Raw genomic sequence first — 20855 nt, 5'->3', positions numbered from 1 at the left:
GAGGTGCAGCGATGGAGCGAGGTGACACGATGGCGCGATGGATCCGGGGCTGGAGCATCGCCACGAAGCTCTTCGTCCTGCAGCTCGTCATGATCGTGGCGCTCGCGACGATCGCCGTCGTGTGGATCTGGGCGGATGCGCGCGCCGACGTCGAGCGCGACGCGGCCGCGAAGAGCATGGCGGTCGCCGAGACGCTCGCGTCGGATCCGTTCGTGCACACGGCGCTCGGCACCGGCGATCCGTCGTCACGGCTGCAGCCCTACGCCGAGGACGTCATGACCGAGGCCGGGGTCGACTTCGTGACGATCATGGCGCCCGACCGCACCCGCTACACGCACCGCGATCCCGCCCAGATCGGGCAGCAGTTCCTCGGCAGCATCGACCGGGCGCTCGCCGGCGAGGCGTTCACCGAGACCTACACGGGCACGCTCGGCCCGTCGGTGCGCGCAGTCGTTCCGATCGAGAACGACGCCGGCGAGGTGATCGCGCTCGTCGCCGCCGGTGTCACGGTGTCGAACACCCAGGTCGCGCTCGGCGGGCGCATCGCCACCGTCCTCCTCGCCGCGCTCGCCATGATCGCGATCGGCGCCGTCGGCGCGTGGCTCCTCAGCCGGTACCTCCGGCGGGTCACCTGGGGCCGCGGCGCCGAGGAGATGAGCCGCATGTTCGCCTACTACGAGGGCGTCTTGCACTCCATCGGCGAGGGCCTCCTGCTGCAGGACCGCTCGGGCGCCGTCGTGCTCTACAACGACCGCGCCGCCGAGCTGCTCGGCCTGCCCCGCCGCGAGCGCGGGCGCGACGACCCGATCCCGCTCGACCGGTTCGACCTGCCGCCCTCGGTCGCCGAGGTGCTCGGCCGCACCGACGTGGTCGTCGACGAGATCGCCATCACGCCGAGGCACGTGCTCGTGATCGACCGCGACGTCATCGTCTCCCGCGAGCGCGGTCGCGGGCGCGAGCGCAGCCGCAACGCCGGGCGCGACCGCGCCGGCGCCGGGCGCATCGGCTCGGTCACGACGATCCGCGACCACACCGAGCTGCAGGAGCTCACCGGGGAGCTCGCCACCATGACGACCCTCTCCGACGCGCTGCGCTCGCAGGCCCACGAGTTCGCGAACCGGCTGCACACGATCATCGCGCTCATCGAGCTCGACCGGGCGCAGGATGCCGCGGAGCTCGCGACCTCGGAGCTCGCCCTCAGCCAGGCCCTCGCCGACCGGCTGCTCTCGGCCGTCGAGGAGCCCGTGCTGCTCGCGCTGCTCCTCGGCAAGGCCGCGCAGGCGTCCGAGCGCGGGATCGCGTTCGAGCTCGACCTCCCCGACCGGCTCGAGGCCACCTCGGTGCCCGCGCGCGACCTCATCGCGATCGTCGGCAACCTCATCGACAACGCACTCGATGCGGCATCCGCCACCCCGTCGCCCCGCGTCGAGGTCTCGGTGCGCACGGCGGGAGACGAGCTGCGCATCGCGGTCGCCGACAGCGGACCCGGACCGCGCGACGGCGACCACGTGTTCGACCTCGGCGTCACCACCAAGCGCGCAGCCGGCCACGGCATCGGGCTGGCGCTCGTGCGGCAGGCGGTCACGCGCCTCGGCGGCCGCATCAGCGTGACGGGCTCCCGCTTCGCGGTGAGCCTGCCGATCGCGGTCGCGGCGCCGCCCGCCGCCGCACCCGCGCCCCGGCCCGCCGCCGCTGAGGCGTCGACCGATGGCTGACCCGACCGGCGGCATCGGCCCGCCGCTGCGCGTGCTCGTGGTGGAGGACGACCCCATCACCGCCGAGGCGCACGCCGCCTACGTCGAGCGCGTCGACGGGTTCCGCACCGCGGGCGTCGCGCACACCGGGCACGAGGCGATCCGGATGCTGCGCGACGCCCGCGAGGGCCGCAGCGCGCCGTTCGACCTCATCCTGCTCGACGTGAACCTTCCCGACACCACCGGGATCGAGCTGTGCCGGTCGTTGCGCGCCGCCGGCATCGAGACCGACGTCATCGCGGTGACGGCCGTGCGCGACGCCGCCGTCGTGCGCTCGGCGGTGTCGCTCGGCATCGTGCAGTACCTCATCAAGCCGTTCGGCTTCGCGGCATTCGCGGAGAAGCTCACCGCCTACCGCGACTACCACGCCCGCGTGGGCACGGCAGTGGTCACCGACCAGCAGGAGGTCGACGCGTCGTTCGCGGCGCTGCGCACGAGCTCGGGCGGCGACCTGCCCAAGGGGCTCACGCGGGAGACACTCGACCGCGTGCGCGCGGCGGTGCGGGCCGCGCCGTCGGGCGCGGTCTCGGCGACGGAGCTCGCCGGCGCGCTGGACCTCTCGCGGGTCACCGCACGTCGCTACCTCGAGCACCTCGCCGACACGGGCGTCGTCGAGCGCGCGAGCCGTTACGGCGCTCCGGGCCGCCCCGAAGTGGAGTACCGGCTGCGCTGAGGGACGCGCCACACCGCCATCCACCGATGAAAGCGATGCGCAAAGCACCGCGTCCCATGCTGTGCGTCCTCGAGGGATACAAGCCGCCGCGCCGCGCAGGCCTAGCGTCCCAGAACGCCTGACGCCGTCCCGGGTCATGGCCGGCGTCGGCCCGCGGCGCGCTCCCCGCCGCACACAAGCAGACGGATCCCGAGTCGGTCTTTTCTCGGAGATTCGTCCCGCTCCGCCCTACTCGCGAGACTAGACGTCCTTGTTGATCCACTCCCACGTGCTCTCCGACAGCCATCCCTGGTTCGGCTGCCCCGTGATGTCGACTGCGAAGAGACGGTCCGACCCGTCCACCACGGCGCGAAGGTCGTCTGTCACCTTCTCGGGCGTCAGGGTCGACCCGGCCACGATCCAGGTGGACCTCATCAGCTTCGCGTAGCCCGGGTAAGCCTTGATCTTCTCGATGAGCTTGTCGTACTTCTGACCCGGCACGTTGAGGTCGTAGTCGATCAGAATGGCAGGCATGGCCTGCTCCTCTCCGGAACAAGCTAACTACCGCCGCAGCTTCCGCCACCCCGGCCCGGCTGATGGGCATCCGAGCGCGTTTGGGTTACCCTTGACTGAGAATCCTGGCAGATTCAGTCAAGTGGCCCGAGAACGGTAGAGCCCGCGTCTCGGGCCTTTCTTGTTCCTATGAGCCATTCTCGGCCAGGACACCCACACCCACGGTTCCGACACGCCGGTTAACGTCCCGAGGCGCGGGCGCCCGATCACTATCGTTGACAGCTTTGCACAAGTTGTTACAGCGACCCGCACACTTGAACGCGATGTGATCTCGGATCTGGTGGTCATCCCGCTGGAGGAGGCTGCACACGTGGTCGCCGAGCACGACGAACGGTACCTTTACCGCATGAGCGAAGACGCTCCTCAAGCGAAGCAGCCCGCCACAGGCAGTGGCTGCATCGGTTGCATCGTGGTGATCGTCTTGGTCGCCGTGGTGGCGGTAGTGGGCGCGATCATGGCTGGAGCGAGCGGAAGCCGCGACTCGTCAGTGGTAACTGGAGGCCAGAACGGCACGACCGATGCGGCGTTCGTCGATCAGCTGCGATCGAGATACTCGCAGTTCGAATCGATGTCGGATCAGCAGATCGTGTCTCAGGCCAAGTCGTACTGCACTCGCATTGAGAATGGACAGTCGCCAACTACAGCGATGACGGCGCTGTTGGTGGAAGCCAGCCAGTCGGAGTACCCCAGCGAGATCAGCTACTTTATCGGCGCAGCCGTTGCCGTCTACTGCCCCGAATACGGCGCCGAGTTGAGCGCCATCACGGGCTAGCACGTCCAGCTCACCTCCTCCGCACCTCGCTCAGCCGCGACGCCCGACCTCAAGCACGGGTGGGGGTGCCCCACCCCCCTCCTCCCTCCACGCCAAAGCTGCCAGCCCGCGGGTGTCCGACACGAGGGCCTCGCCCTCGCGCTCCTCCCACTCGTGCAGGAGCACGCCGCGCACATCGACAACCTCGAGGAGCGGCCCGTCGCCATCGAGGACAGCCTCGGCGCCATCGCCGCGACTACGCGTAGTAGTGCAGACCGACGCACCCAGCGCCTACCCGCTTCCGCGCGAAGGCGCCCGGATAGGATGCGGCTGTGCCGCCCACGATCGCCAATCCTGACGACCTGTCGTCGTGGAGCGGCGTCCTCACAGGAGTGAAGCGCGGGTCGGCCACATTGACGGCCCGCGCATACCGGTCCTCGTACGACGACGGCACGCACGCTTCGCTCGTGCTCACATCGAACCGGCAACCGTACTGGATCAAGGTCCTGGGCAACCCGCAAGGCGACCAGATCCTCGTCACCGAGGCTGTCGTTTCCGGCGTCGGCGAGTTGATCGACGCACCCGTGCGCCCGACGGCCCTCATCGAGGTCCCGCCCACTCTGGCCGGATTCGAGTACGCGAAGGCGTACCGCTTCCACGCCGGCATCGCCCATGGCTCCCTCCACCTCGAACATGCCGAGGAGGGCGACAAGATCCTCTATCCCCGCCGCGACGGCAACCCGTCCCGCCGCGCATGTCTCGCCGCGCTGTGGGACTGGTGCATGGGCGACGACGAACAGTGGTTGTACGACTTGGACAACGATTACTCCATCTGGTCGTTCGATCACGGCTTCTGGTTCGGCGGCGACGGAGGCATGTGGGACACACCGATGCTTGAGCGCCTCGTCGACCACCCATGGCCGTGGACGGAGGCTACCGCTAGCATCAACCCAGAGAGCCTCACAGCCTGTGCGGCTAGAATCCGAGGGGTCACGGCGGCTGACATTCTGCGGATCATCGCACGAGTGCCGCTCGAGTGGGGCACGCCGAACTCGGACCTCGAAACTCTCGGATGGTTCCTACACCGTCGAAAGAGCGGCGTCGCCGACCGCCTCGACGTCCTGGCATCCGACATCGATAGCAAGCAGAGGAAGGACTAGGCACATGGCAAGCACGTACATGTACTGGCTTCTTCGCTATGTACCCAACGCAGTCCGCGGCGAGGCAGTCAACGTCGGCGTCCTAGTCGGACGCGACGGCGGCGACTGGAGCCTCCGCCGAGTGCATTCTTACGCGCGCGCCAACCGCCTCGGCGGCGACGCCCGCCGCATCGAGCCGTGGCTCGCGGCCCTCGAGCGAGAGGTTCGCGACTGGATGTCACCGGAGCTCGCCGTGTTCCGCGGCGACCGGCCGGAGGGCCTCTCAAGCTCCCGGATCCACCGGATGCAGCTACGCCTGAACAACTCCATTCAGATCGCCGAGCCGGCGATCGTTCAGGGCGAGACCGCCATCGAAACCGCGGACTTCCTTTACGACTTCCTCGTGCAGGAGGAGCCAAAGGCCCACCGCTCGACGACTCGACGCCGCCTCGTCGGCCAACTCCGCGAACAGTATGAGCAGCTTGCCGAACTTCATGTCGGCGGCACGCTTCAAGCAAAGCCACTCGCTCGCGTGGGACGGCAGCGTGGACGCTTCGACTTCGCAGTCGTCGATGACGAGGTGAACCAACTTTCCCAAGTGTGGACTTTCGATCTCGCCGATATGGACCGCCTCGAGCAGGAAATCCACGCGTGGAGCTACCTAGTGACGCGCTTGCGCAACGATGGTGGCGAGCTCGGGCTCAAGAGGGGCCAGAGCGCGCTTGCACCGCTCCGCATTGCGGAGGATGTGGCGATTGCGACGGTCGTCCAGCCGCCGACTCCGAACGGCGTCCACCGGGCGGAGCGTCAAGAGGTTTACCTCGCTGCACAGGAGGCATGGAACGACCTTGCCGTCGAGGTAGTGCAGAGTACGGAAATGGACCGCGTCGCGCGGGAGGCGCTCGCGCTCACTGCGTAGCTAAGCGCCAGCGGGCCGGCGAGGGTCGGGCCCATGAAGCGGACGTGAACGGCCACCGGTGACGCCGGATGGCGCGTCGTCATCGCCGCCGAGCCCGGCGGCTACGTCCTTGTCGGCGGTGAATTCCGGATCCGTGACAGGACAAGACATATCTCCTCCACTTTCCGCACCAGAGCCTACGTCGAAATGGTCACCATGCGGTCGAAGCCGTGTTCGGACGGGGCGTCATGTGCACAGCGCGGGGCCTCAGTCCACTCGTGGCGGACCCGCGCGCAGGCGGTCGCGGGCGTACTCGGCGACACGCTCGGCGGGCACCTTCCAGTCGGATTCGAGCCACCACGTGGCGCCCGCCTCGGCCCACGGGCGCACGCGCGCGGCATCCGCTCGGGGGTCGACGCCGCCCGTCGTGCCCTCCTGCACGACGTCGAACGGCCGATCGCCGAGGCCGAGCCGCACGCGCTCGTCACGGATCCACGCGATCGCCTCGGCGGCGATCTCGGGCGTGTACGTGCGCTGCTGCTCGTCGGGATCGACGCCGTCGGCGTCGGGCGGCGCGTAGTTCGGGATCCACCCGTCGTAGCGCGCCACGCGCCGCATGGACTTCATACGCGGCCAGACCCCGACCACCCAGGTGGGGATGCGCGGCTGCTGCACGATCCTGGGCGGCAGCATGGTCTCGGTGCGCTTCGCGTGGAAGTGGGCGCCCTCGTAGGTGAACGGCTCGCCCTGCCAGAGCTGCTCCATGAACTCGAGTCCCTCGTCGAGCAGCTCCGCGCGCTTGCGGCGGCCGGGGTCGTCCTCGAAGATCCAGAACCGGTCCTCGACCTCCTCGGCCACGCCGAGCCCGGCCGAGAGGATGACCCGCCCATTGGAGAGCCGGTCGACTGTCATCGTCTGGCCGGCGAGCTCCCACGGCCTCCGGCGCGGCACGGGCGTGAGCATGGTGCCGAGGCGGATGCGCTCGGTCACCATCGCGCAGGCCGCGAGCACCGCCCACGGGTCGGTCGCCCAGATGCCCTCCCACACGAAGAACGCGTCCCACCCGGACGCCTCGGCCAGCGGGGCGAGCTCGACCGCGAGCTCGGGATCGGTTCCGGTGAAGATGAAGCCGTGCCGCATGCGCGTGACGTTACTCGCGCCCTCCGACACGTCGGCCCTTCCCTCGAACGAGCACGACCCCTACGCTGAGTGAGGTAATGCTTACCTAACCTCCGCTCGCGGCGGTCCAGAACGAAGGCTCGACATGACGATCGCTCCCCCGCCCGCCGTGCCCACCTCCACCGAGCCCCTCGACGTCGCCGCCCTCGTGCGCGCGGCCTCCGCCGACGACCACCGCGCCGCCGAGACACGCGGCTTCATCACGGCCCTCATGGGCGGCGAGCTCTCGCTGGCCGACTACACGCGCTACCTCGCCCAGCTCGCGTGGGTGTACGAGGCCCTCGAGGAGCGCGGCGCCCGCCCGGGCGATCCCGCCGTGTTCGACCCCGAGCTCGCGCGCATGGCGGCCATCGACGCCGACCTGTCCGCGCTCGGGGCATCCGACTGGCGCGACGCGCACGCGCCGCTGCCCGAGACGGCCGAGTATGCGGCCCACCTGCGCGCCGTCGCCGACGACGACGTGCGCTACCTCGCGCACCACTACACGAGGTACCTCGGCGACCTGTCGGGCGGACAGGCGATCGCGTCGCTCGTCGCCCGCCACTACGGCGCGACACCCGAGCAGCTCGGCTTCTACCGGTTCGACGTCGCCGACGGCGGCGTGGTGCGCTACAAGCGCGGCTACCGCGAGGCGATGAACGCGCTCGCGCTCCGGCCGGAGGAGGTCGACATGCTCGTCGCGGAGGTGCGCACGTCCTTCCGCATGAACAGCGCGATCTTCGAGGCGCTCGACGCCTGAGCGCGGTCATCGTTCGCGGCCACACAGCGAGCCGGCAGCGGATGTCGCGGCCGCCCGTCATCCGCTCGGATGATTTCCCGGCCGGATCCCAGTCCGACGCGGCATCCGCTGGGTAGACTGCAACGACACCACGCCGCCTGTTGACCCGGCGATACGCCGTGTCCGACGACTGGAGCCATCCCAATGATCCACACCGCGCTCATCCCGTTCCTCGACCCCGAGTCGATCATCGCCGCGGCCGGGCCCTGGGCGTTGCTGGTGGTGTGCTTCATCGTCTTCGCGGAGACGGGCCTGCTCGTCGGCTTCCTCCTGCCGGGCGACACGCTGCTCGTCATCTCGGGCCTGCTGTCGAACCCCGAGCTCGTGCCGCCGAACGGCGTCTTCGGGGTGTCGGTCTGGATCGTCGCCCTGCTCATCGCCGTGTCCGCGTTCGTCGGCGGCGAAGTCGGCTACGAGATCGGCCATCGCGGCGGTCCGAGGGTGTTCGAGCGCAAGGAGAGCGGCCTCTTCAGCGTCAAGAACGTCGAGCGCACGAACGCGTTCTTCGAGCGGTTCGGCGGCCTCACGATCATCCTCGCCCGGTTCGTGCCGATCGTGCGCACGTTCGCCCCGGTCGCCGCGGGCGTCGGCCACATGAACCGCGGCCGCTACACGCTCTACAACTTCATCGGCGCCGTGCTCTGGGGCTTCGGGCTCACGATGTTCGGCTACCTCGTGAGCTTCATCCCGCCGGTCGCGACCCTGGTACGCGACTACATCGACATCATCCTGCTCATCGCGGTCGGCGGCACCGCGCTCATCACCGCCTGGCACTACTTCAGCGAGCGCCGCAAGGCCAAGAAGGCCTCCGCCGCCGGTGAGGACGTCGTGACCGACCACGAGGAGGCGGAGCACCTCGTGCTCGACCCCGAGGTCTTCGAGCGCGGCCCCGAGGAGCGCTGAGCTCGACCCCGACGCGCGCTGAGCGCGACCCCGACGCGCGTCGGAGGGCCGGACTACACTCGGCCGCATGAGCTTCCTCTACGAGGAGCACGCCTCATCGTCCCGGTTCGTCGACGTGGTCTGGCACACGGTCGACACGACCGACGGCACCTACCTCGCGGCGGCCGACGCCTGCTGGGACCTGATCTTCACGCGCATGCCGGTCGGGGCACGCGTGCTGCTCAGCGGCCCGTCGTCACGACCGACGCTGGTGCCCTACCGGGCCGGCAACACGAACGTCGGGGTCCGGTTCACGCAGGGCACGTACTTCACGCACGTCGATCCGCACTCGATGTGCGACCGCACCGTGCCGCTGCCGATGCCCGACGACGAGCGCTTCGAGCTCGCGGGACGTACGTGGACGATGCCCGGCTACGACGACGTCGACGACCTGCTCGCGGCATTCGACGACGCCGGCCTGCTGGCGCACGACGAGGTCATCGAGGCGGCCCTGCTCGGAGAGGAGCCGCCGGTCTCGCCGCGCACGGTCGAGCGCCACTTCACGCGCATCACCGGCCGGAGCCTGCGCCAGGTGCGCCAGATCGCACGCGCCAGGGAGGCCGCCGCACGCCTGCGCACGGGCGAGGCGATCGCCGACGTCGCGTACGCACTCGGATACGCCGACCAGTCGCACCTCACGCGCGACGTGAAGCGGCTGACGGGCTACACGCCTGCGGAGGCGCAGCGCCGCGACGAGCCGGTGTAGCGGGCGCACGCACGCACGGGAGAGGTGTCGTTCCGGTTCACGACAGCGCACGCGGCATCCGCTCGGCGCCATTGATCGAGGGACATGTCGTTCCGGTTCAAGACAGCGCACGCGGCATCCGCTTCACTCGACGGCGTCGCCGCCATCGAGAGGACCCACGACATGGACATCCGGCCGTACACGATCGCGATCCCCGACGAGGAGCTCGCCGACCTGCGGGACCGGCTCGCGCGCACGCGCTGGCCCGCCGCGCTCACCGAGGACTGGGCGCGCGGCACGCCCGTGCCGTACGCGCAGCGCCTCGCCCGGTACTGGCTCGACGACTACGACTGGCGGGCCGAGGAGGCGAGGCTCAACCGACTCCCCCAGTTCCTCGCCGAGGTCGACGGCCAGCCCATCCACGGGCTGCACGTGCGGTCGGCCGACGACGGCGCCGTGCCGCTGCTGCTCCTGCACGGCTACCCGTCGTGCTTCGTCGAGTTCGCGGGCATCGCGCCGCTGCTCGCCGAACCGGGGCAGGGCGGTGCAGCGGATGCCGCGACGCCGGCGTTCCACGTCGTCGCCCCGTCGATGCCGGGGTTCGGGTTCTCGACCCCGCTCACGAGCCACGGCTGGGACATCGCCCGCACCGCGCAGGCGTTCGACGAGCTCATGCAGGCGCTCGGGTACGACCGCTACGCGGTGTTCGGCGAGGACGTCGGCGCCGGCGTGAGCGAGCAACTCTGCCTCGACGCCGGCGACCGCGTGCTGGGCTCGATCGCGGCGACCGATCCCGGCGCGATCGCGACGGCGTACACGCCGCCCACCGACCACCTCACCGACGACGAGCGCGAGCGCCACGATCGGCTCAAGGACGCCCGCACCGAGGACTTCGGGTACCTCGCGCTGCAGACGTCGCGACCGCTCAGCATCGCCTACGGGCTCACCGACTCCCCGATCGCGCAGGCGACCTGGATCGTCGAGAAGTTCCAGGAGTGGACCGACCCGCGCGCCGGCCTCCCCGAGGACGCCGTCGACCTCGACGCGCTGCTCACGCTCGTGACGGTGACCTGGTTCGGACGCGGCGGCGACGGCGCGGCGAACATGCTGTACGAGGCCGCGCACGCCCAGGCCGCGTGGGGACGGCAGCACGACCGGCCGCAGGGCATGGCCGCGTTCGGCGAGGAGCCGCTCATGGAGCGCATCCTCAATCCCGACGGGCACCTCGCATTCTGGCGCGAGCACCCGCGCGGCGGCCACTTCCCCGCCATGGAGGCGCCCGACGAGCTCGTCGGGGACATCCGCGCCTACTTCGCGAGGCTGCTCGCGGTGTGAGCCGCGCCGACCCCGAGCCCCGAGCGGAAGCCCTCGCGCCAGGTCGCGTAGCGCGGCGCCCAGCCGAGCTCCGCCTTCGCCTTCGCGTTCGACGAGCCGCGCCCGGTCGTCATCCAGGCGACGCCGAACTCGCCGATCGCCATCCGCGCGACCCAGGCGGGCACGCGCGTCGGCGACTTCGCGCCGACGACCCTGGCGAGCTCGGGCAGCCACTCCGAGACGGCCGCGGGTTCGTCGTCGACGATGTTGTAGATCCCGGCAGCACCACGGGTGGCGGCGGCGACGGTCGCTGCAGCCGCATCGTCGATGTGGCAGAACGACCAGATCCCGCGACCCCCGCCGACGATCGGCACCTGCCGCCTGCGCACGGACTCCAGCATCTCGCCGCCCTCGCCGAGCGACTGCCCCGGGCCGTAGAAGTTGCCGAAGCGCAGCGCCAGTCCGCCGGCGTCGAGGGTCGCCCGTTCGGCGTACGCGATCGCCGCGAGCGTGTTCCCGGCCGCGGGAACCGGGTTCGGGTCGAGCGGATCCGCCTCGGTCTTCACGGCCGAGCCGGCGTGCTCGTTCGTCCAGCCGGTGTAGCTCTGCACGACGATGCGGCCGGTGCCCGCCTCCTTCGCGGCGGCGAGGAGCGCGTCCGTGCCGCGCGTTCGCAGCTCGTTCGTGACCGCGAAGGTCTCGTCGAACCGCTTGAAGTCGAAATGCCCCGACAGCGCCGTGACCTGATGCACGAGCACGTCGGGCGCTGCGTCGAGCACGGCACGGCGAACGGATGCGGCGTCCCGCCCGTCCATGACCACCCCGCGACCGCCCGCCGCGGCGATGCGCGCAACGCCCTCGGCAGTGCGCGACGTTCCCGTCACCTCGTGTCCCGCCGCGACGAACAAGGGCACGAGCCGGGAGCCGACCGCGCCCGTCCCGCCGGCGATGAAGATCCTCATGATGTTCTCCTCTCCTCACCCCCTCCGACGGACGACGCAGCCCTCGTGTGACAGGCTCGGAGCATGGATCTCGCCGTCGAAGTCCCGACGCTCCGCCCGCTGATGTTCTCCATCGCCTACCGCATGCTCGGCAGCGTGACCGAGGCCGAGGACGTGGTGCAGGCGGGACTCCTGCGCATCCACGAGCACGAGCTCGCCGGAGAGCCGATCGAGCGTCCCGACGCGTTCGCGTCGACCGTGGCGACGCGGCTCGCCATCGACGTGCTGCGCTCGGCCCGCCATGCACGCGAGGTCTACGTCGGCCCCTGGTTGCCCGAGCCGCTGCTCGCCGACGACGCCGATCCCGCCCGCCGCATCGAGCAGGATGAGACGCTCTCGGTCGCGGTGCTCATGATGCTCGAGCGGCTCGGGCCCGTCGAGCGCGCCGTCTTCGTGCTGCGCGAAGCGCTCGGCTTCGACTACGACGAGATCGCCCAGATGGTCGAGCGCGACCCGGCCGCGTGCCGCCAGATCATGCACCGCGCGCGGGCGCGCGTGGCGAGCGGCGGCGTCCGGTTCGATGTGGACGACGCGGATGCCGCGCGCCTCACCGACGAGTTCCTCGAGGCGCTGCGCGACGGCGACGTCGACGGCGTCCTGCGCGTGCTCGCGCCCGACGTGCTGTTCACCGCCGACGGCGGCGGCAAGGCGCCCGCGATCCAGCACCCGATGTCTGGCGACGTCGCGGTCGCGCGGTTCCTCATCGGCCTCATGCGTCGCGGTGCGCCGCTGGGCGTGCGGCTCGAGCCGACGGTCGCGAACGCCGAGCACGCGGTGCGGATCCGCACGGCCGACGGGGCGACGGTCTCGCTGCTCACGCTGCACGTCGAGGGCGGCGCGGTCCGCTCGATCACGAACCAGCTCAATCCCGACAAGCTGCGGCACATGGGACCGGTCGGGGACCTGTTCGCGCTGCTGTGCGACGGCGTGTAATAAGCCCCGTCACGGATGCTGCGGCTGCTCCTGCTCGGCACGTCCGGCGGGCTCCAGCTGGAACGTCGAGTGCGCGACGTCGAAGTGCTCGGCGAGGCATCCGCCCAGCTCGTCGAGGAGCTCGCCCGCGCGACCCGACTCGAAGACCTCGGGCTCGACCTCGACGTGCGCGCTGAAGACGGGCGACCCCGACGTGATCTGCCACACGTGCACGTCGTGCACGGCGACGACGCCGGGGGTGCCGAGCAGGTGCTCCCGGATCTCAGCCACGTCGGTGTCGGCGGGCGCCGACTCGAACAGCACGTGCACGACATCGCGCAGCAGCGAGAGCGCACGCGGCACGATGAGCACCGCGATGAGGAGCGACGCGATGGGGTCGGCCGCATCGAAGCCCGTCGTGACGATGACGAGCGCGGCGATGATCACGAGCGCGGAGCCGATGAGGTCGCCGAGCACCTCGAGGTAGGCGCCGCGCATGTTGATCGACTCCTTCGCGCCGCCGCGCAGCACGAGCATGGCGGCGACGTTCGCGAGGAGGCCGATCACCGCGATGACGAGCATGGGCACGCCCTGCACCTCGTGCGCCTCGCCCTCGGCGCCGCTCATGAGCCGTCCGATCGCCGACACGGCCACCGTCACCGCGACGACCACGAGGATGACGCCGTTCACGAGGGCGCCCAGCACCTCCGCGCGACGGTACCCGTAGGTCTGCCGATCGGTCGCGGGCCGCGCCGCGACGATGGCCGCGACGAGCGCGACGACGAGGCCGATGAGGTCGCTCGCCATGTGGCCCGCGTCGGCGAGCAGCGCGAGCGAGCCGCTCAGGATGCCGCCGACGACCTGCACCACCAGGAACGCGCCGATGATCGCCATCGCCACCACGATGCGGGTGCGGTTCGACGACGCCCCGTGGGCGTGCGCCTGGTCGTGCGTGTGTGCCATCCCCTCCAGCGTAGGCGCGGATGCCGCGACCGCTCCGTGATGGGAATGAGTCGCGTTCTCAGGCGGGCGGGCGGCCCTCGGGGGCGCCCGGTCGCACGACCCCGGTCTCGTAGCCGAGCACGACGGCGTGGATGCGGTCGCGCAGGCCGAGCTTCATGAGGATGCGGCCGACGTGCGTCTTCACCGTCGACTCCGACAGGTAGAGCGCCGACGAGATCTCGGCGTTGCTCATGCCGCGGGCGATGGCCGTGAACACCTCCGCCTCGCGTTCGGTGAGCGACGCGAGCCTCGGGTCGTCGAGCGGATCGCGGGCGGGCGCGGGTTCGGCCGAGGCGGGAGCGACCGCGCCGTCGGCGGGGAGCTGCCCGCCGAACAGGTCGAGCAGCCGCCGCGTCACCCGCGGCTCGACGATCGCGTCGCCCGCGGCGACCGTGCGGATGGCGTGCACGAGCTCGGCGGGCGGCGCGTTCTTCAGCAGGAACCCGCTCGCACCGGCCCGCAGTCCCGCGAACGCGTACTCGTCGAGGTCGAAGGTGGTCACGATGAGCACCCGCGCCCCCGGCGAGGTCGCGACGATCCGCTCGGTCGCCGCGATCCCGTCCATGCCGGGCATCCGCACGTCCATGACGACCACGTCGGGCGCGAGCTCGCCCGTCCGCGCGATCGCCGCGGCGCCGTCGTCGGCCTCGCCGACGACCGTGAGGTCGGGCTCGCCTTCGAGCACCATGCGGAAGCCCAGCCGGATGAGCGGCTGGTCGTCGACGAGCAGCACGCGGATGCCGCGCGCGGACCCCTGGTCAGGCATCGCCGTCACCGCCGATCGCGTCACCCTCCGCGGCCCGTCCGCCGTCGGGGTGCGGTAGCACGGCCCGGACCCGCCAGCCGCCGGTCGGGACCGGGCCCGCCTCGACCGTGCCGCCGAACACCGCCGCCCGCTCCGCCATGCCGATGAGGCCGCGGCCCGACCCGGCCGACTCCCCCGTCGCAGCGCCGCGGCCGTCGTCGGTCACGGTGACCGTGGTGGCGGGCGGACCGTACTCGACCGCGACCGTGACGTGCGCGGCATCCGGTGCATAGCGGAGGGCGTTCGTGAGCGCCTCCTGCACGACGCGATACACGGCCAGCTCGAACGTCGCGTTCGCGATCGGGGTGCCGCGCACCGAGAAGCGCACCGGCAGCCCGGCCGTGCGGAAGCGCTCGACGAGGTCGGCCAGGTCGGCATGGCCCGGTGCGGGCTCGCGGGCGGCGGCGGCATCCGTCGACTCGCCGAGCACCGACAGCGTGCGGCGCATGTCCTGCAGGGCGGAGCGCCCGGTCTCGGAGAGCTGGGCCAGGGCACGGCGCGCGGTCGCGGGATCGCGTTCGAGCGTGGCGTCTGCGCCGTCGGCCAGCGAGATCATGACCGAGAGGCTGTGCGCGACGATGTCGTGCATCTCACCGGCGATGCGGCTGCGCTCGGCGAGGGTGGCGATCCGCGCCTGGGCGTCCCGCTCCCGGGAGAGCTGCTCGGCACGTTCGGTGAGGACCTTCACGCGCTCCGCGCGCTGCCAGGTGTTCGCACCGAGCAGCACGCCCACGGTGTCGGCCATCGCGAGGGTGAGCAGCACGACCGGGATGTCGAAGGCGCCGGGCTCGCCGAGCTGCGCCGAGAGCGCGGGCAGCCAGGCGAAGAGGCTCACGACCGTGACGAGGTAGGCGCCCGCGCCCGCGATCCAGCCGATCGTGGGCGAGCGGAGGGCGGCGACCGCGTAGAGCGCGATCGGCACCGCGAGGAGCAGGTTCGACTGCGCCGAGAACGTGATCACGGTCGTCAGCAGCAGCACCACGACGAGCACCGTGAGCGGCGCACGGCGGCGGAAGAGCAGGGCGATGGCGGTGCCGGCGATCGTGAGCACGTCCCACACCGTGACGACGGCCTGACCCGTGAGTGCCTCGGACGCGAGCGTCGCGACGACGATGGCCGTGAACACGAGCGAGACCGCCGCGTCGACGAGCCACGGCCGCGCCCGGAGGAATCGGCCGAGCGGCTGGCCGGCGGCGGTCGCCGCGTCGGCGCGCGGGGGCCCGCCCCGGTCGGGGGTGTCCGCCCCGGCGGTGGTGGGTCCCCGCTCGGCCATCACACGTCTCGTCTCTTGAAGAGCACGCCGCCCAGCACCGCTGCGCCGGCCGTCCAGCCGAGGAGGACGAGTCCCCCGGTGACGATCGGCTGCCAGCCGACCTGGGCTGCGGATTGGAACAGCATCATACCGGCGCCGCTCGGCAGCACTCCGGCGAGGTGGGCGCCGATCCCTGGGATGATCGGGAGCAGCGCGGGCGCGAGCAGCAGCAGGCCGAGCACGGCGCCCATGGCGGCCGCGGTGCCCCGGAATAGCGACGCGATGGCCGTCGACATCGCCGCGACGAGGCCGAGGAACACGGCGCCGCCGGTCATCACCTGCAGCCCGTCGGGGGCGAACGGCGACGAGGCGAGGCCGAGCCCTGCGAGCGCCGGCTGCGCGAGGAGCGCCGAGGCCAAGCCGACGACGACGGCCACGGCCACGCCGAGCGCGGCCGACGCGAGCAGCTTCGCGACGAACACGGGCGTGCGCCGCGGCGCCGCGGCGAGCGTGGCGGCGAGCAGGCCCGAGGAGCGCTCGGGGCTCACGAGGAGCACCCCGAGCACGGCGACGAGCGCGTACGAGAAGATGAACGAGAGCCCGAGCACGCCGAGCGTGGGCACGGCGCCGTAGTTGTCGGTGACGACCGCGGCCGGGTCGGGCACGTCGGCGGCGGGCGCGAGCAGCACGAGCTGCAGGATGCCGGCCGCGAACAGCACGGTGACGCCGACGGTGGCGCCGATCGTCCATGGCGTCGACCGCACGGAGCGGGCCTTCAGCCATTCGGCGCCGACCAGCCGCGCGAACGTGACGCGCTGGGCGGTGGTGGGTGCGGGTGCGGACATGGGGTGATGCTCCTTCGGTTGCAGTGCGGCGCTCATCGGGCCGCGGCCGCCGGCACGGCCTGGTAGTCCACGGCGGCGTCGGTCAGCGAGAGGTAGGCCTCTTCGAGCGAGGCGGTGCGGGTGGTGAGCTCGTGCAGCAGCACGTCGTGGTCGCGCGCGATCGCCGCGATCTCGGCGGCGTCGATCCCCGTCACCTCGAGCTCGCCGGCGGCGACGCTCGTGACGGTGACGCCGCGTCCGGCGAGCGCGGGCGCCAGCCGGTCGGCGTCGGGCGTCCGCACCACGACACGGGTCTCGCCGACGCCGTCGAGCAGTTCCGCGATCGGGGCGTCGGCGATGAGCCGGCCCCGGCCGATCACGACGAGGTGGTCGGCGGTCTGCGCCATCTCGCTCATGAGGTGCGAGGAGAGGAACACCGTCCTCCCCTCGGCGGCGAGGCCGCGCAGGAAGTGGCGCACCCAGACGATGCCGTCGGGGTCGAGGCCGTTGATCGGCTCGTCGAGCATGATCGTGTGCGGGTCGCCGAGGAGCGCCGCGGCGAGTCCGAGGCGCTGCGCCATGCCCATCGAGTACGTGCCGACGCGGCGGTTCGCGACGGCCTCCATCCCGGTGAGGCGCAGCACGTCCTCGACGCGGGCGCGTCCGAGTCCGTGGGTCGCGGCGAGGGCCCGCAGGTGGTTGCGGGCGGTGCGGCCCGGATGCGCGGGGGTGCCGAGCAGCGTGCCGATCTCGGTGAGCGGGGCGGCGTGCTCCTCGATCGGGCGCCCGTTCACGCGGGTCGTGCCCGACGTCGGGCGCACGAGCCCGGCGATCGCACGCATCGCCGTGGACTTGCCGGCGCCGTTCGGACCGAGGAAGCCGGTGACGGTGCCGGGGCGCACGGTGAACGACAGGTCGTCGACGGCGGTGGTGGCGCCGAAGCGCTTGGTGAGGTGTTCGACTTCGATCATGGTGATCGACGGTCCCTTCGAATCGGATGCCCCGCCGGAGGGTTCCCGGCGGGAGTGCACGATCGAAGGTACGGAGCGGCGCGCGCGCCGTCGTCAGACCGCGGTGCCGACCTGCGGCGACGCCGTGGTACCGCGGGACGAGTCCCGCCGGACGAGCCCGCTCAGCCGGCGGGCAGCAGCGCCGCGACCCGCTCGAGCTCGGGCAGGAGCTCGGCGAACGCGCGGGCGCGGTGGCTCCGCGCGTCCTTCTCCTCGGGAGGCAGCTCCGCGGCGGTCACCTCGAGGCCCTCCGGCTCGAAGATCGGGTCGTAGCCGAAGCCGTGCGATCCGCGCGGCTCGTACGCGAGCGTGCCGCGCCAGCGGCCCTCGGCGACGTACTCGTGGCCGCCGTCGAGCAGCGACGGGGGCACGACGAGCGCGATCGTGCAGCGGAACTCCGCGCCGCGGTGCGGACGGGAGAGGTCCGAGACCTGGTCGAGCAGCAGCCGCAGGTTCGCCTCGTCGCCGGCCGTGTGCCCCGCCCACCGCGCGGAGAGGATGCCGGGCGCTGCGCCGAGCACGTCGACCACGATGCCCGAGTCGTCGGCGAGTGCGACGTGCCCGGTGTGCTCCGCGGCACGCCGTGCCTTGATGAGCGCGTTCTCGGCGAAGGTGACGCCGTCCTCCACGGGCTCGGGCCCGTCGTACTCGTGCACGACGGCCTGCGGCATCCGCTCGCCGATGATGCGCTGGAACTCGCGCACCTTCTTCTGGTTGTGGCTCGCGAGCACGAACTCGAGGCTCATGCGCCGGCCTGCTCGACGGATGCCGCGAGCGCGGCCTGCTGCAGGCGCGCGAGCTCCGTGGTGCCCGCCAGCGCGAGGTCGAGCAGCGAGTCGAGCTCGCCGCGGTCGAAGGGCGCGCCCTCCGCGGTGCCCTGCACCTCGACGAAGAGGCCGCGGCCCGTGGCGACGACGTTCATGTCGGTCTCGGCGCGCACGTCCTCGACGTAGGCGAGGTCGAGCATGGGCGTGCCGTCGATGATGCCGACCGACACCGCCGACACCGTGTCGATGAGCGGCTTCGCGCGCTGGCCGATGAACTTCTGCTCGCGAGCCCACTCGATCGCGTCGGCGAGCGCGACGTAGGCGCCCGTGATCGCGGCCGTGCGGGTGCCGCCGTCGGCCTGCAGCACGTCGCAGTCGAGCTGGATGGTGTTCTCGCCGAGGCCCTTCGTGTCGACGACGGCGCGCAGGCTGCGCCCGATCAGGCGGCTGATCTCGTGCGTGCGGCCGCCGATGCGACCCTTCACCGACTCGCGGTCGTTGCGGGTGTTCGTCGAGCGGGGCAGCATCGCGTACTCCGCAGTGACCCAGCCACGGCCCTTGCCGGTCATCCAGCGCGGCACGCCGTTCGTGAACGACGCGGTGCACAGCACCTTCGTGCCGCCGAACGAGATGAGCGCGCTGCCCTCGGCGTGGGCGCTCCAGCCCCGCTCGATGGTGACGTTGCGCAGCTCGTCGGGGGCGCGGCCGTCGGCCCGCACCACGTTCGCCGTGCCGGTCGTCGTGCTCGGGTCGGATGCCTCGGTCATGCGTTCTCCTTGTCGAAGTGCGGTGTCGTCGTGCGTCCTCAGCGCGCCGAAGGGCGGTGGGGAAGGGTGATCGCGCCCGTCTGCACGAGCTCGACGCTCGGGATCTCGGGGGCGATGAGGCGGTGGGCGAGGTCCAGGAAGGCGCTCGTCGACTCCCCCGTCGCCTCGTAGCGGTAGGTGGGCGGCGCGAGGGAGGTGCGCTCCATGCCGTTGGAGACGAGCACCCGGTACACGTCGTTGGCGGTCTCGACGTCGCTCGAGACGAGCGCGACCTGCTCGCCCATGACGTACGAGATCGCGCCCTTCAGGAACGGGTAGTGCGTGCAGCCGAGCACGAGCGTGTCGACGTCCGCCTCGCGCAGCGGGGCGAGGTACTCCTCGGCGATCGAGAGCAGCTCGGGGCCGCTCGTGACGCCCGCCTCGACGAACTCCACGAAGCGCGGGCACGCCTGCGAGAAGAGCTCGAGGTGCGGCGCGGCGGCGAACGCGTCGTCGTAGGCCCGCGACTGCACGGTGCCGACGGTGCCGATCACGCCCACGCGACCGTTGCGCGTCGTGGCGACGGCGCGGCGCACGGCCGGCTGGATCACCTCGACCACGGGCACGTCGTAGCGCTCGCGCGCGTCCCTCAGCATGGCCGACGAGGCGGTGTTGCAGGCGATGACGAGCATCTTGACGCCCTGCAGCACGAGGTCGTCGAGCACGGCGAGCGCGTAGCCGCGCACGTCGGCGATCTTCTTCGGGCCGTAGGGCGAGTGCTCGAGGTCGCCGATGTAGAGGATCGACTCGTTGGGCAGCTGGTCCTTCACGGCACGGGCGACCGTGAGCCCGCCGACACCGGAGTCGAAGATGCCGATCGGTGCGTCCGTCACGACATCCAAGCTTAGGCGAGCCGGGGAGCGGGGTCGGCCGGGGCGCCGCCGGCGGCCGTCGCCCTCCGCAGGGTGGCGAGGGCCTCCTCCTCGTACGCCGTCCGGATGGCGCGGGCCACGCGCCCGGCTGCCGGATGCCGGTGCCGCCGGTGCCAGGCCAGGTGCACCTCGATCGCCGGCGCGTCGTGGATCGGCACGAACACGACGCCCGGCCGCGGGTAGTGGTGCACGGTGCCCTCCGCCGTGACGCCGATGGCGTCGCCCACGGCGATGAGGTCGAGCCACTCCTCCACGTCGCCGGTCTGGGTCATCGACGGGGCGGGCAGTCCGACGGAGGTCCAGAGCTCGGCCGACGTCGTACCGGTGTTCCGGTCGCCCGCCACGAGGAACGGGACGAGGTCGACGAGGCCGACCGACGTGCGCTCGGCGAGCGGGTGGTCGAAGGGCAGGGCCACGACGCGACGCTCGGTGCCCACGAGCTCCGAGTCCAGCTCGGGGTCGACGCCGTGCCGGAGCACGGCGAGGTCGACGAGCCCGTCTCCGAGGCCGCCGTCGCGGCGGTTCAGTCGAAGGAGGCGCATGGGCGCGTCGGCGTGCGAGCGGTTCCACGCCCGCAGCACGGGCGTCGTGTGCGCGCCGAGCGCGGCCCACTGGTAGCCGACACGGATCACCGAGCGCTCGCCCCTGGCCTCGGCGACGGCGCGATCGAGCTCGGCCAGCACGCGTCGTGCGGTGGCCGCGAACGACGCGCCCGCCTCGGTGGGCTCGACGCGGCGGGTCGTGCGGTGCATGAGCCGGGCGCCGAGCTCGTGCTCGAGCGCCGCGAGCGAGCGCGAGACGGCGGCCTGCGACATCCGGAGCCGGTCGGCGGCCGCCGTGAACGAGCGCTCCTCGTCGACCGCGACGAGGACCCGCAGCTGGCGAACCTCGATGTCCATGCGTCAAGCGTATCAATCATCGTCGATTGCATTTCTCTTC

22 protein-coding genes are annotated in these 20855 nt (G+C 71.7%); 10 read left to right on the top strand and 12 right to left on the bottom strand.

Features of this window, described 5'->3' with window-relative positions; all coding sequences use genetic code 11:
• The first annotated feature begins 29 nt into the window (after positions 1-29).
• Entirely contained in the window at positions 30-1715 is a 1686-nt protein-coding gene (locus FYC51_RS14860) for a sensor histidine kinase (protein ID WP_148734581.1), read from the top strand.
• On the top strand, positions 1708-2427 hold the full coding sequence (locus FYC51_RS14855) for a response regulator (protein WP_148734580.1): 720 nt from the start codon (positions 1708-1710) through the stop codon (positions 2425-2427). The genes FYC51_RS14860 and FYC51_RS14855 overlap by 8 nt, the downstream gene beginning before the upstream one ends.
• 240 nt (positions 2428-2667) lie before the next feature.
• On the opposite strand, the gene FYC51_RS14850 is transcribed toward FYC51_RS14855, so the two are convergent.
• A complete protein-coding gene (locus tag FYC51_RS14850) occupies positions 2668-2940 on the bottom strand; it encodes a hypothetical protein (RefSeq protein ID WP_148734579.1) in 273 nt (90 codons plus the stop codon).
• 304 nt (positions 2941-3244) lie between these two features.
• On the opposite strand from FYC51_RS14850, the gene FYC51_RS14845 reads away from it, so the two are divergent.
• The 3 genes from FYC51_RS14845 (at position 3245) to FYC51_RS14835 (ending at position 5788) form a co-directional block, all read left to right on the top strand.
• Positions 3245-3751, top strand: coding sequence for a DUF732 domain-containing protein (locus tag FYC51_RS14845; protein ID WP_148734578.1), 507 nt, complete (start codon positions 3245-3247; stop codon positions 3749-3751).
• Positions 3752-4062: 311 nt separating this feature from the next.
• Entirely contained in the window at positions 4063-4890 is an 828-nt protein-coding gene (locus FYC51_RS14840) for a hypothetical protein (RefSeq protein WP_148734577.1), read from the top strand.
• Positions 4891-4894: 4 nt separating this feature from the next.
• The gene (locus tag FYC51_RS14835) at positions 4895-5788 is read left to right on the top strand and encodes a DUF3037 domain-containing protein (protein ID WP_148734576.1); all 894 of its coding nucleotides are present in this window, start codon (positions 4895-4897) and stop codon (positions 5786-5788) included.
• Positions 5789-6034: 246 nt separating this feature from the next.
• On the opposite strand, the gene FYC51_RS14830 is transcribed toward FYC51_RS14835, so the two are convergent.
• Entirely contained in the window at positions 6035-6907 is an 873-nt protein-coding gene (locus FYC51_RS14830; protein ID WP_148734575.1) for an LLM class flavin-dependent oxidoreductase, read from the bottom strand.
• A gap of 124 nt (positions 6908-7031) precedes the next feature.
• Between FYC51_RS14830 and FYC51_RS14825 the strand changes: the two genes are divergently transcribed.
• The 4 genes from FYC51_RS14825 (at position 7032) to FYC51_RS14810 (ending at position 10686) form a co-directional block, all read left to right on the top strand.
• The gene (locus tag FYC51_RS14825) at positions 7032-7685 is read left to right on the top strand and encodes a biliverdin-producing heme oxygenase (RefSeq protein WP_148734574.1); all 654 of its coding nucleotides are present in this window, start codon (positions 7032-7034) and stop codon (positions 7683-7685) included.
• A 183-nt stretch (positions 7686-7868) separates the two neighbouring features.
• Positions 7869-8627 carry a DedA family protein gene (locus FYC51_RS14820; RefSeq protein ID WP_148734573.1) on the top strand — a complete coding sequence of 253 codons (759 nt, stop codon included), beginning with the start codon at positions 7869-7871 and terminating at the stop codon, positions 8625-8627.
• Between the two features lie 67 nt (positions 8628-8694).
• Positions 8695-9372, top strand: coding sequence for an AraC family transcriptional regulator (locus tag FYC51_RS14815; RefSeq protein ID WP_148734572.1), 678 nt, complete (start codon positions 8695-8697; stop codon positions 9370-9372).
• An 84-nt stretch (positions 9373-9456) separates the two neighbouring features.
• Positions 9457-10686, top strand: a complete 1230-nt coding sequence (locus FYC51_RS14810; RefSeq protein ID WP_222863290.1) for an epoxide hydrolase family protein — start codon at positions 9457-9459, stop codon at positions 10684-10686.
• Here the strand turns inward: FYC51_RS14810 and FYC51_RS14805 are convergent.
• On the bottom strand, positions 10659-11627 hold the full coding sequence (locus tag FYC51_RS14805) for an NAD-dependent epimerase/dehydratase family protein (RefSeq protein WP_148734571.1): 969 nt from the start codon (positions 11625-11627) through the stop codon (positions 10659-10661). The two genes, FYC51_RS14810 and FYC51_RS14805, sit on opposite strands and share 28 nt — an antisense overlap.
• 63 nt (positions 11628-11690) lie before the next feature.
• On the opposite strand from FYC51_RS14805, the gene sigJ reads away from it, so the two are divergent.
• The gene (sigJ, locus tag FYC51_RS14800; RefSeq protein WP_148734570.1) at positions 11691-12599 is read left to right on the top strand and encodes an RNA polymerase sigma factor SigJ; all 909 of its coding nucleotides are present in this window, start codon (positions 11691-11693) and stop codon (positions 12597-12599) included.
• A gap of 9 nt (positions 12600-12608) precedes the next feature.
• Here the strand turns inward: sigJ and FYC51_RS14795 are convergent, their stop codons facing one another.
• From FYC51_RS14795 to FYC51_RS14755, 9 genes are all read right to left on the bottom strand, one after another.
• The gene (locus FYC51_RS14795) at positions 12609-13541 is read right to left on the bottom strand and encodes a cation diffusion facilitator family transporter (protein ID WP_148734569.1); all 933 of its coding nucleotides are present in this window, start codon (positions 13539-13541) and stop codon (positions 12609-12611) included.
• 58 nt (positions 13542-13599) lie between these two features.
• Complete coding sequence (locus FYC51_RS14790; protein ID WP_148734568.1) at positions 13600-14346, bottom strand: response regulator transcription factor; 747 nt, start codon at positions 14344-14346, stop codon at positions 13600-13602.
• Entirely contained in the window at positions 14339-15658 is a 1320-nt protein-coding gene (locus FYC51_RS14785; protein ID WP_148734567.1) for a sensor histidine kinase, read from the bottom strand. Before FYC51_RS14785 ends, FYC51_RS14790 begins: the two co-directional genes overlap by 8 nt.
• The gene (locus tag FYC51_RS14780; RefSeq protein ID WP_187432683.1) at positions 15658-16482 is read right to left on the bottom strand and encodes an ABC transporter permease subunit; all 825 of its coding nucleotides are present in this window, start codon (positions 16480-16482) and stop codon (positions 15658-15660) included. The genes FYC51_RS14785 and FYC51_RS14780 overlap by 1 nt, the downstream gene beginning before the upstream one ends.
• Positions 16483-16514: 32 nt before the next feature.
• Positions 16515-17432, bottom strand: coding sequence for an ABC transporter ATP-binding protein (locus tag FYC51_RS14775; RefSeq protein ID WP_148734565.1), 918 nt, complete (start codon positions 17430-17432; stop codon positions 16515-16517).
• Positions 17433-17593: 161 nt separating this feature from the next.
• Positions 17594-18217, bottom strand: a complete 624-nt coding sequence (gene rdgB / locus FYC51_RS14770) for an RdgB/HAM1 family non-canonical purine NTP pyrophosphatase (protein ID WP_148734564.1) — start codon at positions 18215-18217, stop codon at positions 17594-17596.
• Positions 18214-19005, bottom strand: a complete 792-nt coding sequence (rph, locus tag FYC51_RS14765) for a ribonuclease PH (protein WP_148734563.1) — start codon at positions 19003-19005, stop codon at positions 18214-18216. Before rph ends, rdgB begins: the two co-directional genes overlap by 4 nt.
• Before the next feature lie 38 nt (positions 19006-19043).
• The gene (murI, locus tag FYC51_RS14760; RefSeq protein WP_148734562.1) at positions 19044-19877 is read right to left on the bottom strand and encodes a glutamate racemase; all 834 of its coding nucleotides are present in this window, start codon (positions 19875-19877) and stop codon (positions 19044-19046) included.
• Between the two features lie 11 nt (positions 19878-19888).
• Entirely contained in the window at positions 19889-20815 is a 927-nt protein-coding gene (locus FYC51_RS14755; RefSeq protein ID WP_148734561.1) for a LysR family transcriptional regulator, read from the bottom strand.
• Positions 20816-20855 lie beyond the last annotated feature (40 nt).

The organism is Agromyces mariniharenae (assembly GCF_008122505.1).
GTDB lineage: Bacteria > Actinomycetota > Actinomycetes > Actinomycetales > Microbacteriaceae > Agromyces > Agromyces mariniharenae.
The sequence above is the reverse complement of the archived record's forward strand: the minus strand, read 5'-3'. Positions and strand labels throughout refer to the sequence as shown.